This is a genomic window from Arthrobacter ginkgonis (assembly GCF_039540195.1).
Taxonomy (GTDB): domain Bacteria; phylum Actinomycetota; class Actinomycetes; order Actinomycetales; family Micrococcaceae; genus Zafaria; species Zafaria ginkgonis.
In genome coordinates this window covers 96,399-110,367 of sequence record NZ_BAABEO010000023.1, presented here as the reverse complement: position 1 = coordinate 110,367, position 13,969 = coordinate 96,399, and the positions used below count along the sequence as shown (strand labels likewise).

At 72.0% G+C, this 13,969-nt stretch carries 12 protein-coding genes; 4 read left to right on the top strand and 8 right to left on the bottom strand.

The window, feature by feature from the left end; genetic code table 11:
* Positions 1-81: 81 nt before the first annotated feature.
* Positions 82-1,644 (top strand): histidine ammonia-lyase, encoded by a 1,563-nt coding sequence (hutH, locus tag ABD912_RS16705; protein ID WP_345152552.1) that lies wholly within the window; start codon positions 82-84, stop codon positions 1,642-1,644.
* Between the two features lie 158 nt (positions 1,645-1,802).
* On the opposite strand, the gene ABD912_RS16700 is transcribed toward hutH, so the two are convergent.
* Together ABD912_RS16700 and ABD912_RS16695 are read right to left on the bottom strand one after the other, a co-directional pair.
* Positions 1,803-3,764, bottom strand: coding sequence for a PKD domain-containing protein (locus ABD912_RS16700; RefSeq protein WP_345152550.1), 1,962 nt, complete (start codon positions 3,762-3,764; stop codon positions 1,803-1,805).
* A 326-nt stretch (positions 3,765-4,090) separates the two neighbouring features.
* Positions 4,091-5,350 (bottom strand): multidrug effflux MFS transporter, encoded by a 1,260-nt coding sequence (locus tag ABD912_RS16695; RefSeq protein ID WP_345152548.1) that lies wholly within the window; start codon positions 5,348-5,350, stop codon positions 4,091-4,093.
* 50 nt (positions 5,351-5,400) lie between these two features.
* On the opposite strand from ABD912_RS16695, the gene ABD912_RS16690 reads away from it, so the two are divergent.
* The 3 genes from ABD912_RS16690 to ABD912_RS16680 are packed head-to-tail and all read left to right on the top strand — an operon-like array spanning position 5,401 to position 7,245.
* Positions 5,401-5,925: a MarR family winged helix-turn-helix transcriptional regulator gene (locus ABD912_RS16690; protein WP_345152545.1), complete on the top strand. Its 525-nt coding sequence runs from the start codon at positions 5,401-5,403 to the stop codon at positions 5,923-5,925.
* A 56-nt stretch (positions 5,926-5,981) separates the two neighbouring features.
* Positions 5,982-6,632 carry a LysE family translocator gene (locus ABD912_RS16685; protein ID WP_345152544.1) on the top strand — a complete coding sequence of 217 codons (651 nt, stop codon included), beginning with the start codon at positions 5,982-5,984 and terminating at the stop codon, positions 6,630-6,632.
* A 25-nt stretch (positions 6,633-6,657) separates the two neighbouring features.
* Positions 6,658-7,245: a GNAT family N-acetyltransferase gene (locus ABD912_RS16680; protein WP_425548091.1), complete on the top strand. Its 588-nt coding sequence runs from the start codon at positions 6,658-6,660 to the stop codon at positions 7,243-7,245.
* 39 nt (positions 7,246-7,284) lie between these two features.
* On the opposite strand, the gene ABD912_RS16675 is transcribed toward ABD912_RS16680, so the two are convergent.
* The 6 genes from ABD912_RS16675 to gatB all read right to left on the bottom strand — a co-directional run bounded on the left by ABD912_RS16675 (position 7,285) and on the right by gatB (position 13,968).
* Positions 7,285-8,370, bottom strand: coding sequence for an NAD(P)/FAD-dependent oxidoreductase (locus ABD912_RS16675; RefSeq protein WP_345152541.1), 1,086 nt, complete (start codon positions 8,368-8,370; stop codon positions 7,285-7,287).
* Positions 8,371-8,561: 191 nt separating this feature from the next.
* Positions 8,562-9,758 carry a glycine C-acetyltransferase gene (locus ABD912_RS16670; protein ID WP_345152540.1) on the bottom strand — a complete coding sequence of 399 codons (1,197 nt, stop codon included), beginning with the start codon at positions 9,756-9,758 and terminating at the stop codon, positions 8,562-8,564.
* A 10-nt stretch (positions 9,759-9,768) separates the two neighbouring features.
* Positions 9,769-10,815 carry an L-threonine 3-dehydrogenase gene (gene tdh / locus ABD912_RS16665; protein WP_345152539.1) on the bottom strand — a complete coding sequence of 349 codons (1,047 nt, stop codon included), beginning with the start codon at positions 10,813-10,815 and terminating at the stop codon, positions 9,769-9,771.
* Positions 10,816-10,903: 88 nt separating this feature from the next.
* The gene (locus ABD912_RS16660; protein WP_345152537.1) at positions 10,904-11,842 is read right to left on the bottom strand and encodes an aminoglycoside phosphotransferase family protein; all 939 of its coding nucleotides are present in this window, start codon (positions 11,840-11,842) and stop codon (positions 10,904-10,906) included.
* Positions 11,843-11,907: 65 nt separating this feature from the next.
* Positions 11,908-12,294 carry a VOC family protein gene (locus ABD912_RS16655; RefSeq protein WP_345152535.1) on the bottom strand — a complete coding sequence of 129 codons (387 nt, stop codon included), beginning with the start codon at positions 12,292-12,294 and terminating at the stop codon, positions 11,908-11,910.
* A gap of 159 nt (positions 12,295-12,453) precedes the next feature.
* Positions 12,454-13,968 (bottom strand): Asp-tRNA(Asn)/Glu-tRNA(Gln) amidotransferase subunit GatB, encoded by a 1,515-nt coding sequence (gene gatB, locus ABD912_RS16650; RefSeq protein WP_345152533.1) that lies wholly within the window; start codon positions 13,966-13,968, stop codon positions 12,454-12,456.
* Position 13,969: the final 1 nt, after the last annotated feature.

Below are 13,969 nucleotides of genomic sequence, written 5' to 3'. Positions count from 1 at the left end.
ATTTGCGTTTCACTTATTGAAACGTGAATTTCAGCACTTGGCAAGGGCCGGGTGCCCGACCTTCGAACAGGATGAGCCCGCATGCAGCAGACCGTCTCCGTCACCACCGCCCCCCTCTCCCCCGCGGAGGTGGTGGCCGTCGCCCGGCACGGCGCCGCCGTCGAACTCTCCACCGAAGCGCTGGCGGCCATGAAGGACTCCCGCACGGTCATCGATGCGCTGGTGACCGACGAGCGCCCGCACTACGGGGTCTCCACCGGCTTCGGCGCGCTGGCGACCAAGCAGATCCCCCTTGAGCAGCGCACCCAGCTGCAGCGCTCGCTGATCCGTTCGCACGCGGCGTCCTCGGGCGCCGAGGTGGACCGCGAGGTGGTGCGTGGGCTGATGCTCAACCGCCTGCACACCATGGCCACCGGCCGCACGGGCGTGCGCCCGGTGGTGGCGGAGGCCTACGCCGGGCTGCTGAACGCCGGCATCACCCCGGTGGTCGGCGAGTACGGGTCGCTGGGCTGCTCCGGGGACCTGGCCCCGCTGTCCCACTGCGCGCTGGCCGTGATGGGCGAAGGCCGGGTGCGCACCGCCGACGGCGAACTGGCTGACGCCGCCAAGGCGCTGGCCGACGCCGGCATCGAGCCTGTGGTGCTGGCCGAGAAGGAGGGGCTGGCCCTGATCAACGGGACCGACGGGATGCTCGGGATGCTGCTCATGGCGGCCGCCGACCTGCGCCGGCTGTTCGCCACCGCCGACCTCGCCGCCGCGATGAGCGTCGAAGGCCTGCTGGGCACCGACGACGTCTTCGCCGCGGACCTGCACGCCCTGCGCCCCCACCCCGGGCAGCTGGCCTCCGCCGCGAACCTGCGTGCCGTGCTGGCCGGGTCCGCACTGATCGCCGAACAGAAGGAAGGCTCCCACGCCTTCACCCGCGTGCAGGACGCCTACTCGCTGCGCTGCGCCCCGCAGGTGCACGGCGCCGCGCGCGCCACGCTGGACCACGCCGAGTCCGTGGCCGGGTACGAACTGGCCTCGGCCATCGACAACCCGGTGGTCACCACCGACGGCCGGGTCGAATCCAACGGCAACTTCCACGGCGCCCCGGTGGGCTACGTGCTGGACTTCCTGGCGATCGCCGCCGCCGACATGGCCTCCATCTCCGAACGGCGCATCGACCGCTTCCTGGACAAGGCGCGCAGCCACGGGCTGAACGCGTTCCTGGCCGACGACCCGGGCGTGGACTCCGGACACATGATCGCCCAGTACACGGCCGCGGGCATCGTCTCGGAGATGAAGCGGCTGGCCGTGCCGGCGTCGGTCGATTCGATCCCCTCGTCGGCCATGCAGGAGGACCACGTCTCCATGGGCTGGGCCGCGGGGCTGAAGCTGCGCCGGGCCGTGGACGGGCTGGAGCGCGTGCTCGCCGTGGAACTGCTCACCGCCGCCCGCGCCCTGGACATGCGCGACGGCGGCGTGGCCACCTCCAAGTCCTCCCCCGCCATCACCGCCGTGCGCACCCTGATCCGCACCGTGGTCGAGGGCCCGGACACGGACCGCTACCTGTCCCCGGAAATCGAGGCGGTGCGCCTGCTCACCCACTCCGGGCAGGTGCTGGAGTCGGCCAACGGAGCCCTGGGCTCGGAACTGCTCTGAGCCCCGCGGGGCCTCCGGTAGCGGGACCCCGGCTCTCCGCGCCCGCGCTCCGGCCCTCACGCCGGCCCGCCCTTGCCGGAAAATTCCCTGCCGTATGCGGGCGGGATATTTCCGGCAAGGGCGGGTCGAGCGGAGTCGGGCCGGTCGGGCCACTGCCGTCAGTTCGCCGGAACCACCTCCACGTCGTCGACGGTCACCACCAGCGGCGCGTTCGTGGAACTCGAGGACAGGTAGGCCAGCAGGCCAACGCCGCCGGCGGCCTGCAGGCCGGCCGTCGAATCGGTCGCCGAGACCTGCCACCCGGCGGGCTCCGCCGCACCCCGCTCCCACACCTTGGCCCGGACCGTGGTGGGGCTGGTTCCGGTGGCCTGCACGCGCACCTCCAGGCGGTCCCCCACGGCGTAGGCCACGCCCGGAACCGTCACCGCCGTCTGGAGCGCGGTCTCCGCGCCCGCCGCCGTCGTGCGCACGGTCTGGAGCCTGACCTGCCCGTTGGCCATCAGGATGGCCTTGGCCCGGTACTGCCCGGCTCCGGGGACGCTGCGCGCGATCGTGGAGAGGTACAGGCCGCTGCCCGTGGCGGGCTTGTCCGTCCCCAGGCTCAGCCTGAGGTCGGTGCTGTTGGAGGAGACCGCGTTCAACTGGGCGCTGCCCGAGTTCCCGGCGGCGGGCAGCCGCAGCCGGCCCAACCCGCCGGACACCGAGGTGTTCGCCGTGCTGGAAACGGTCCAGGTCCCGCCGGTCTCCGCGGCGCCGAACCCGCTGGCGACGGTCCGCCCGAACGTGTCGCGGGCCAGCGGCGCGGTGCCCGCCGTCACCGTGACGGAGCGCAGCAGCGTGCCGGTGGCGCCGTCGTCGTCCGTGACCGTGAGCCGCACCGGGTACGTCCCGGCCGCGGCGAAGGTGTGCTGGGCGAGGGCCCCGCTGCCGGTGGAGCCGTCGCCGAAGTCCCAGGCGTACTGCGCCACCGTGCCGTCGGTGTCGGAGGAGGCGCTGGCATCGAAGGAACAGCCCAGGCCGGTGCAGGAGTTCGTGAAGGAGGCAGTCGGCGGAGAGTTGGCCGGAGGTCCCCCGGCCGTGAGGGAGAAGTCGTCCGTGAACGTGCCCCCGGAGGCGCGCCGGAAGCTGGCCGTGAGGCTGTCCTGCCGGAGCGTGAGGTTCAGGGCTCCCCAGGTCGGGTTGCTGTTCAGGCCGGAAGCGGCGGCGAAGTACCCGGCCTCGGAATCGGCCATGTTCACGTCGCGCAGCGCGACGCCGCCGGTCCCGACGGTGGCGAAGACCGTGCCCGCCCCCTTGGCCATCGTGTTGTCCGGGTCCGCCACGCAGGAGGCGTTGTACGTGCCGGGGACCAGGGTGGAGCATCCGGGCACGCCCGTGGCCAGCTGGCGGGTGCGCTGGTATGCGTGCTCGTGCCCGGAGAGCACCAGGTCCACCTTGCGGTTGAGCATCAGGTTGGTGATGTCCGCGCCCGGCGAGCACGCGTACACCCCAATGGACAGGCAGGGGTAGTGCATGCCGACCACGACCCACGGGATGTCCGCGCTGCGCGCCCCGTCGATGGCGGAGGCCGTCCAGTTGTAGCGCGCGGTCCCGGCGTTGTAGTTGTACGTGCCGTCCGTGAAGGGAAGGTTCGGGGAGATCATCACGAACCGCACCAGCGGGTCCTCCTCGGGCACGTCGACGTACCACTGGCGCCCGTAGGTGCCGACGAGGCCGGGCAGCTGGTTGGGCAGGCAGGCGGAGAAGTCGTTGATGTTGCCGTTCTGGCCGTTGCTTTCGTGGTTGCCGGAGAGGAGCTCGAAGGGGAACCCCGCGCCGACGGCGCCGGTGACGGTGTCGCACCAGGCCTGTTCCTGCCCCGTGGTGCCGTAGGAGAGGTCCCCGAGGGCCAGGTGCAGGTCGGGCGAAATGCTGTCGATCTGGTTGAACACGGACAGGGCCGCGGCACTGGAGGAGTAGTCCCCCGCCGCGGTGAAGTGCACGGCGCCGGGTTCCTGGAGCGCCGCCGGTACCGCTGCCGGGGCGGGTGCGGAGATCGGGGCCGCCGCGGGCACCGCGGCCTGGGCCAGGACCACGGCCAGCGCGGCCAGAGCCGTCAGGGAGGTTTTCAGGGCTTTCACGGTGCGCTCCTCAGGGTCGGTGAACGCGTCCCGCCGTCCCCTGCGGCGTGGCTGCCCGGGCTCCCCCGTCGGGCCGCGTGGAGCAGAGGATACGCAGGGATCCCCGCCGCGGCATCGGTGGGCGGCACCCGTTCCGGGGCGGCGACACCCGTTTCTGCCCGCGGGCACACGCGCCGGGGCGCGGACAGCACCCGCCGCTCCACTCCGGCCGGGCCTTCCGGAAAAGACCCGGGGCAAAACCCACCGCCGCTACTTCAACCCGACCGTCCGGAAAAGACCCGCCAGCGGCCGGGCGGGAGATTTCCGGACGGTCGGGTCAGGCCGACTTAGGCCGGCGTCGTGGCGTCCGCCGGGACGGGAGGAGAGTCGGGGGCGGACACGGCGGCCTTGCGGGGCCTGGTGGCCGCGAAGGCGCAGAGCCCGACGAAGGAACTGCCGGCCAGCACGATCGCCAGCGGCAGGGCGCTCAGTTCGCCGCCGAGGCCCACCAGGACGCTGACCAGGGCGCCGACGCCGAACTGGATCCCGCCCATCCAGGCGGAGCCGCTGCCGGCGACGTGCCGGACCTCGGCGATGGCCAGGCCCGTCGTGTTGCCCATGACGAAGCCCATCGAGGACACCAGCAGGAACAGGCACGGTGCCAGCGCGACCGCCGGCAGGCCGGTCAGCACGAAAACCAGCATGAGCAGCGACACCCCGAGCATCACCGCAACGGCCACGCCGAGCGTGCGCCGCGCGGGGACCCGCACCGCCAGCTTGGAGGACACGATGCCGCTGGCCATCATGCCCAGGGCATTCATGCCGAAGAACATCCCGTACACCTGCGGGCTGAAACCCATCATGGACTGGTACACAAAGGGCGAGGCCGAAATGACGCCCATCAGGACCCCGAAGTTTGAACCGCCCAGCAAGGCGTAGCCCATGAAGCGGGGGTGCTTCGCCGCCTCGCCGAGCCCGCCCAGCAGCGCGCCCCTGCGGCGCTTCTCCGCCGGATGGCTCTCGCGGACCACCAGCAGCATGCCCAGGAGCATCACCACGGCCAGGCCGGCCACCACCCACAGGACTCCGCGCCACCCCGCGGCGGCGGAGACGAGGCTTCCCGCCAGCGGCGCCACGGCCGGCGCCACGCCAACGATGGTCATCAGGACGCTGAAGACACGCACCGCGGCGGCCCCGGACACGCGGTCGGAGACGATGGCCCGGGAAATGACGATGCCGGAGGACGCGCTCAGGCCCTGCAGGAGCCGGGCCGCCACCAGCACCTCCAGCGTGGGTGCGGTGGCAGCCAGGATGGAGGCCAGGAGGAACACGGACAGGCCCGCAAGGAGGGGCCTGACCCGCCCGTACTTGTCCGACACGGCGCCGAAGAACAGCTGTCCGGCCCCCATTCCCAGCAGGAACGCCGTGAGCGTCAGCTGCACCCCGGAGGCTTCGACGCCCAGGTCGAGGGCCATTTCCGGGAAGGCGGGAAGGTAGAGGTCAGTGGCCGCGGGTCCCACCATCGAGAACAGGGCCAGAACCAGGAGCAGGCTGAGCGGAAGCAGGCCCGGCTTGGTGGGCGCGGTGGAGGAAGTGGTGGAGGGCATGGGTAAATAATAGCCGAAATAATTTATGTGTAAATAACTATGAATTCATCATGACCTACACTGGTGGCATGGAAGTTGCCACCACCGGGATCGATGCGCTCGCTTCGTCGCTGGCCCGCCTGATCATGGACACCGCCCGCGAGATCCGTCCGCAGATCGAGGACGCCGCCCAGGCCATCCCGCTCACCCCCTCGGAGGTGCTGCTGGTGCGCCACGTCGCGCAGGCACCCGGCATCACCCCGGGCGAACTTTCCAGCCGGGCCCACATGCAGCGCAGCAACGTGAGCACCACGCTGCGTTCCCTCGAGTCCAAGGGCCTGGTCGAGCGCCGCTCCGGCGAAGGCGACGCCCGCTGCGTCGAACTGCACCCCACCCCCGCCACCCTGCGCAACATGGCCGCCTTCGGCGCGGCCCGCGCGGTGGTGGTTCGCGAGGCGGTGGACACCTCCGAGGAGGAGCTGCGCGCCGCCGTCGACCTCCTGGAGCGCCTGCAGCAGGGCCTGGAGCGCCGCCGCCTCAACCAGACCGCTGCCCAGGCCGCTGCCGACCCCGAAGCCGCCGCGGCCGACCGCTGAGGCGGGCCGCGGCGCCTGGGCCGTTCGGCGGGCTCCCCGGAGGGATAATGGTTCCCATGGCTCCCGCTTCCCTGTTGGCTTTCGCCGGCCTGTCCGCCGTCCTCGCCCTCACTCCCGGCCCTGACACGTTCCTGGTCCTGCGCCATTCGCTCGCCAACGCCCGCACCGGCTACGCGGCGGCGCTGGGATGCATTCTCGGGACGGTGCTGTGGTCGGCATTGGTGGGCCTGGGCGTGGCGGCCCTGCTCCAGCAATCGGCGGAGATCTACCACTGGCTGAAGGTCGCCGGCGGCCTGTACCTGTTCTACCTGGGGGCCAGCACGTTCCTGAAGGGACGCCGCACCGCCGGCGCCGCTCCCGGAACCGGTGCTCCGGACCGGAAGGCCGCCGCGTCGGGCCTGCGCGGCCCTTTCGCCGCCGGAACCCTCTCCTCCAGCCTGAACCCTAAGGTGGGCCTGTTCTTCCTGGCGCTGATGCCCCAGTTCATCCCGGCGGGCTCCAACACCCTGCTGTCCGCGCTGGGCCTGGGCGCGATCTTCGGCGCGATCGGCATGGCGTACTTCGTGGTGCTGGTGACGGTGGCGTCCAAGGCCATGGCCTGGCTCAAGCGCCCGGCCGTCAACGAGTGGCTGGAACGCGTATCCTCCGGCATCCTGGCGGCCCTGGGCCTCGGCGTGGTGGCCAGCGCATTCGCCGAGTCCCGGTAACCGGGTCCGGAACGCCATGGAACCCGTGCCCCTGGAACCCGTCACCCTGTCCGGCCGCCTCGTCACCCTGGAGCCGCTGGCCCCCGACCACCACGACGGACTGGTGGAGGCCGTGCGGGACGGCGAAGTGTGGAAGCTCTGGTACACCGCGGTGCCCGCGCCCGAAGGCATGTCCGCCGAGATCGGGCGGCGGCTGGCCCTGCAGGAGGCCGGGTCGATGCTGCCGTTCGCGGCCCGGCGCAACGCCGACGGCGCGCTGCTGGGAATGACCACCTTCATGAACATCGATGCCGGCCTGCCCCGCGTGGAGATCGGCTCGACCTGGAACCGGGCCTCCGCCCGCGGCACCGGAACCAACGCCGAATCCAAGCTGCTGCTCCTGGCGCACGCCTTCGAGGTGCTGGGCTGTCCCGCCGTCGAACTGCGGACCCACTGGATGAACCACCAGTCCCGCGCCGCGATCGAGCGCCTCGGCGCCAAGCTCGACGGCGTGCTGCGCTCGCACGCCCGGACCGCCGACGGGGCCCTGCGGGACACCTGCGTCTATTCGATCGTGGCCGCCGAGTGGCCGCAGGTGCGCTCCGGGCTGCTGCACCGGCTCCGCCGCGCCTGACCCCCGCCGCCCGATCCGCGGCGGCGGGGCGGCGGCCCGTCAGGTCCGGAACCGGCCCGGGTCCAGGGCGGCGAGCGTCTCCGCGGAGCCCTTGGGCCGCACCCCCTCCAGCAGCCCCACCGCCAGCGCGGCGATGCCGCTGGAGGTCTGGAAGCCGAAGCCGCCCTGGCCTGCCAGCCAGAAGAAGTCCTCGACGGCGGGGTCGAACCCGACCACCGGCACCCCGTCCGGGGCCTCGGTCCGCAGGCCCGTCCAGGCCCGCTGCACCCCGGTGATTCCCAGCGTGGTCACGGAATCGACCTTCGCCACGACCGCGTCCACCTCCCTAGGCACCGGCTGGGCGTCGCAGGGCTCGCTCGGCACCGCCTCCGACGGGGACACCAGCACCCGCTGCCCCTCGGGGCGGAAGTACCAGGTGTTGTCCGCGGAGGACACCATCGGGGTCTCCGGGGGCAGCGGACGGGCCACGTCCACGTAGGCGGCGGTGCGCCGCAGCGGCACCAGCCCCAGCGGTTCGGCTCCGAAGAGCGCCGCGACCCGGTCCGCCCACGCTCCGGCGGCGTTGACCACCCGGGCCGCGCGGATGGTGGTCTTCCCCGCCGAAACCAGCCAGCCGGGGTCGTGCTTTTCGGCCGCGTCCACGCGGTGGCCCGTGAGGATCCGTGCCCCGCGCGCGGCGGCGAGCGCCCGGTGGTGCTCGATCAGCGCCGTTGCGTCGGTGCGCACGCTGGTGGTGTCCAGCGCGGCGGACTCGAACGCCTCCGGAAGCAGCGCCGGGACCAGGGCGCAGGCCTCGGCGTGGGTGATCGTCTCCATGGCCTCGGTGCGGTGGGCCTGGACGTCGGCGGCGCGGCCCACCACCATGAACCGGCTGGGCCAGACCAGCCGGCGCGCGTCCGGCAGCGCGGCGAGCGCCGCGAGCGTGGCTCGGGTCAGTTCGCGCACCGGAGGCGGACCGTAGCCGGGGACCAGTTGCTGGGCGGAGCGGGCGGAGGTGTGGTGGGCCAGCGTCGGTTCGGCCTCCAGCAGCACGACGTCGGCGTGTTCGGCGAGCGCTGAGGCCAGGGACAGCCCGGCGATGCCACCGCCGATGATCAGGACATCGCAGAATGCGTGGTCGCTCATACTGCCGAGGATACCGGGTGCCGAGGATGCCGGCGTGTCGGCAAAGGACATTGCCTCTCCCCCGCGTTTCGCCAAGGGTTGATGTCGGGTTTGGGGGCCGAACCCAGCAGCTGCCTTTGGCGAAACGGAAGGGCGGGGGCGGTGGCTTTGGCGAAAACGACGGCGGGGGCCACCGGGAGGGGCTGCGCGGGCTAGCGGGAGGCGACGAAGGCGGCCACGCAGGCCTCGACGTCGTCCGGGGTGTGCGCGGCGGAGAGCTGGACGCGGATGCGGGCGCTTCCCTGCGGCACCACCGGGTAGCTGAAGGCGGTGACGTACACTCCGCGTTCCAGCATCCGGGCGGCGACCTTCCCGGCGGCCGCGGCGTCCCCGAACATCACCGGGACGATCGCGTGCTCGCCCTCGAGCAGCTCGAAGCCCTCCTCCAGCATGCGCCGGCGGAAGTGCGCGGCGTTGGCGAAGAGCCTGGTGCGCAGGTCCCCCGAGCCGGCGACCAGGTCCAGGGCGGTCAGCGTCGCGGCCACGATGGCCGGGGCCAGCGAGTTGGAGAACAGGTACGGGCGGGCCCGCTGGCGCAGCATCGCCACGAGTTCGGCGCGGCCGGAGACGTACCCGCCGGAGGCCCCGCCGAGCGCCTTGCCGAAGGTTCCGGTGTAGAGGTCCACCCGGTCGGCGACCCCTGCGTGTTCGGGGGTGCCGGCCCCGGTGGGGCCCATGAATCCGACGGCGTGGGAATCGTCCACCATGACCAGCGCGCCGTGGCGTTCGGCGAGGTCGCAGATTCCGGCCAGCGGGGCGAGGTACCCGTCCATGGAGAAAACGCCGTCGGTGACGATGACGCACCGCCGCGGGCCGGCGCCGCCGTTCATCGCCTGCGCGGCCACCAGCTGGGCCTCCAGGTCAGCGAGGTCGCGGTTGGCGTAGCGGTGGCGGGCCGCCTTGGACAGCCGGATGCCGTCGATGATGGAGGCGTGGTTGAGCGCGTCGGAGACGATCGCGTCCTCCTCCCCAAAGAGGGCCTCGAACACGCCGCCGTTGGCGTCGAAGCAGCTGGAGAACAGGATGGTGTCCTCCGTGCCGAGGAAGGCCGACAGCCTGCGCTCCAGTTCCAGGTGGCGGTCCTGGGTGCCGCAGATGAAGCGCACCGAGGCCATGCCGAAGCCGCGCTCGTCCAGGGCCTGCTTGGCGGCGGCGACCAGCCGGGGGTCGTCGGCCAGGCCGAGGTAGTTGTTGGCGCAGAAGTTCAGCACCTCGCGGGCCGGTCCGCCCAGCGGCCCGGCGGCGATGTGCGCCGCCTGGGGGGAGTCGATGTGGCGTTCCTCCTTGAAGAGCCCGGCCGCGCGCAGGTCCCTCAGCTCGGCGGCCAGCTGGTCCTTGAGCGTGTACATGGTCCTCCTCCTAGAAAACGGTCCAATCCATGACCACCTTGCCGCCGTGGGCCGAACGGGCGGCGGCGAACGCGGCCTCCCACTCTGTGGCGGGGAACCGGTCGGTGACCACGGATGAGATGGCTTGGCGCAGCCGCGGATTGGACTGCAGCATGGCGCTCATCGCGTACCAGGTCTCGAACATCTCGCGTCCGTAGATTCCCTTGAGCGTAAGCATGTGGGTGACGACCTTGTGCCAGCCGATCTCCAGCGGGCCGGCGGGCAGGCCCAGCAGCGCGATCCGTCCGCCGTGGTTCATGTTTTCGACCATTTCCTGCAGGGCGCCGGGATGCCCCGACATCTCCATCCCGACGTCGAAGCCCTCCACCATCCCCAGGTCCCGCTGGGCCTCGCCGATCCGGCGGGAGGACACGTCCACCGCCAGGTCCGCGCCCATCCCCCGGGCCAGTTCCAGGCGCTGGGGCGAGACGTCGGTGACGACGATCCGGCGGGCACCGGCGTGCCGGGCGACGGCGACGGCCATCAGGCCGATCGGGCCGGCGCCGGTGATCAGCACGTCCTCGCCCACCAGCGGGAAGGACAGCGCGGTGTGCACGGCGTTGCCGAAGGGGTCGAAGATGGCCCCCAGTTCCGGGGTGACGGCCGGATCGCGGTGAACCCAGACGTTGGTTTCGGGGATGACCACGTACTCGGCGAAGGCGCCGTCGCGCTGCACGCCCACGGAGACGCTGTTGATGCACATCTGGCGGCGCCCGGCGCGGCAGTTGCGGCACATCCCGCACACCACGTGTCCCTCGCCGGAAACCCGCTCCCCCACCTGGACGGTGCGCACCAGGTAGCCGGTCTCCACGACCTCCCCGTAGAACTCGTGCCCGGGCACCAGCGGCAGGGTGGCCATCGCGCGGGCGGCGGCGTCGCCGTCGAGCAGGTGCAGGTCGGTGCCGCAGATGCCGGCGGTCATCACGCGGATCTTGACCTCGTGGGCGCCGGTTTCCGGCTCGGGCAGGTCCACCAGTTCAAGCCCGGCGTCCCACGCCGACTTGTAGAGCGCTTTCATCACCCCATCCCACCACTGGAGGGGCCCTTCGACAACGGTCAGGCAGGAGGAGAACGGCCCGGCAAGCGCGGGGCAGCCGGGTCCCGGATTAGCCGGGCTCGGTGGCCAGCCGGCCCAAGGCGTGCAGCCCCACCGCGTGGAGCGGTTCCCCGGGCGGGTGCAGGGCCATGATCAGTCCCAGGGACACGGCCCAGCCCCTGGCCCTTTCCCATGCGGCCCGCTCCCCCGCCCCTGCCTGCCCGCCCGGCGGGGCGCCCAGGCCGGCGCGGAACCGCCCGTGCCCGGCGGCGGTGAAGTGCAGCCACCCGGCGGCCAGGTCGGTGGCCGGGTCCCCCGAGGTGAGGTCACCGAAGTCTCCGACGGCCACCAGGTTCCCGGCGGCGCCGGCGACCAGGTTGTGGGGATGCAGGTCCCCGTGCAGCCACACCCGCTCCCCGGTGTGCCGCGGCGCTTCCAGGGCCCTGGCCCACACCGCCAGCAGGACGGAGGCGTCGGGCGCCTGCGGGGCGTGGCGTTCGCGGAAGGCGTCCCATCCGGCCAGCCGGGTGCGGAACGCGTCGTCGCGCGCGGCCAGCGGAACGCCGCGGACCGGGTTCCGCGGGGCGTCCGCCGGCGCCGGCAGGTGCAGGCAGCGCAGGAACCCGGCCAGGGCCCCGGCGTAGCCGTCCCGCACCGGCGCCGGGAACAGGGCGGCGCTGGTGCCCTCGAACCACGGAACCACCGCCCAGGGGTAGGGGTATCCGGCCGCCGGCGCGCCGCGGCGCAGCGGGGCCGGCACCGGCACGGGCAGGCGCGGGGCCAGGACGGGCAGCCAGCGCAACTCGTTCTCCATCAGGGCGGCGGCCGCGGCGCGGCGGGGCAGCCGCAGGGCCAGGCCATCGCCGAGGCGGTAGACCACGTTGTCCCACCCGGCGCCGGCCGGCCGCAGCGGCAGCGCGGCCAGGTCCGGGTGCTGCTCCCGCAGCAGCCGCCGGACCAGCCGGTCGGTGATATCCACGTCGGGACCGGGAATTTCGGGGATGGGCATATCCGTTACCGGAACGTCCGCCCTGGGAAGCACGGCCGTCCGTCCGCTGCGACGCTACGGAGCCTTCAGCGCATGGCGGCGATCTGGATGAGGTTCCCGCAGGTGTCGTCCAGCACCGCGGTGGTCACCGGCCCCATTTCGGTCGGGGGTTGGGTGAAGGAGACGCCGAGCGCGCCGAGGCGCTCGTACTCGGCCTGCACGTCGTCCACGGCGAAGGACGTGAAGGGGATGCCGTCCCGGACCAGCGCGTCCTTGAATTGCCCGGAGGCCGGATGCGCGGCGGGCTCGAGCACCAGCTCGATGCCCTGCGGGTCCTCCGGAGACACCACCGTCAGCCAGCGGTACTCCCCGGTGGGGACGTCGGTCTTCTTCACGAATCCCAGCTTCTCCGTGTAGAACGCCAGGGCCTTGGCCTGGTCATCGACATAGACGCTGGTCAGATTGATCCTCATGGCCCCATCCCACCATCACCGGGTCCCCTGCGGCAACCCGCGCCCGGGGCGCCCGGCCGGCACCGCCGTCAGGGCGGGCCGGAAACGCAACGACGGCGGGAGGTGACCCCGGGTGCCCGGGGTCACCTCCCGCCGTCGTACCGTGCAGGAAGGCGCGCGCTAGGCCTCGATGCCCAGCTTCTCCAGGACCAGCTCGCGGACGCGGCCGGCGTCGGCCTGGCCACGGGTGGCCTTCATGACCGGGCCGATCAGGGCGCCGATGGCCTGCAGCTTGCCGTCCTTGATCTTGGCGACCACGTCCGGCATGGCGGCCATGGCGTCCTCGATCGCGGCGCCGAGCGCGGAGTCGTCGTTGACGACGGCCAGGCCGCGCTTCTCGACGATCGCGGCGGGGGTGCCCTCGCCGGCGAGCACGAACTCGAGCACCTGGCGGGCGATCTTGTCGTTGATCTTCTTGGCCTCGATCAGGCCGTTGAGCTCGACGATGGTCGCCGGGGTGACGCCCAGGCCCTCGGGGTCGGTGTCCGCGTTCTTGGCCAGGCGGGAGATCTCGCCCATCCACCACTTGCGGGCCACCGCGGCGGACGCGCCGGCGGCGATGGTGTCCTCGATCGCGCCGAGCAGGCCGGCGTTGACCACGTCGCGGAACTCGGCGTCGGAGTAGCCCCAGTCGGCCTTGAGGCGCTTGCGGCGCTCGGCCGGCGGCTCGGGCAGGCGGGCGCGCAGCCGCTCGATCCACTCGGGGGTGGTGACGATCGGAACCAGGTCCGGCTCCGGGAAGTAGCGGTAGTCGTCAGCGTCCGACTTCGGGCGCCCGGAGGTGGTGGTGCGGGTGTCCTCGTGCCAGTGGCGGGTCTCCTGGACGACCTTTTCTCCGGCCTCCAGGACCGCCGCGTGGCGCTCGATCTCGAAACGCACGGCGTGCTCGACGGCGCGCAGCGAGTTCACGTTCTTGGTCTCCGAGCGGGTGCCGAACTTCTCGGCGCCCTTGGGCATCAGCGAGACGTTGGCGTCGCAGCGGACGTTGCCGTGTTCCATCTTCGCCTCGGAGACGCCGAGGTTCTTGACGATCTCACGGACGGCGGCGACGTACGCCTTGGCCAGTTCGGGGGCGCGCTTGCCGGCGCCGACGATCGGCTTGGTGACGATCTCCACCAGCGGCACGCCGGCACGGTTGTAGTCGACCAGGGAGAAGTCCGCGCCCTGGATGCGGCCGGTGGACCCGCCCATGTGGGTGAGCTTGCCGGCGTCCTCCTCCATGTGCGCGCGCTCGATCTCCACGCGGAAGACCTCGCCGTCCTCCAGTTCGATGTCCAGGTAGCCGTCGTAGGCGATCGGGTCATCGTACTGGGAGGTCTGGAAGTTCTTCGGGGTGTCCGGGTAGAAGTAGTTCTTCCGGGCGAAGCCGCACGTCTCGGCGATCTTGCAGTTCAGCGCCAGGCCGATGAGGATCGAGTACTCCACGGCGGTCTTGTTGACCACCGGCAGCACGCCTGGCAGGCCCAGGCAGACCGGGGTGACGTTGGTGTTCGGCTCGTCGCCGAACACGTTCGGGGCGTCGGAGAACATCTTGGTCTTGGTGTTCAGCTCGACGTGGACCTCGAACCCGAGGACCGGGTCGTACTTGTCCAGCGCCTCGTCGAAGTCGACGAGCTCTTCGGTGGTTGCGGCCATG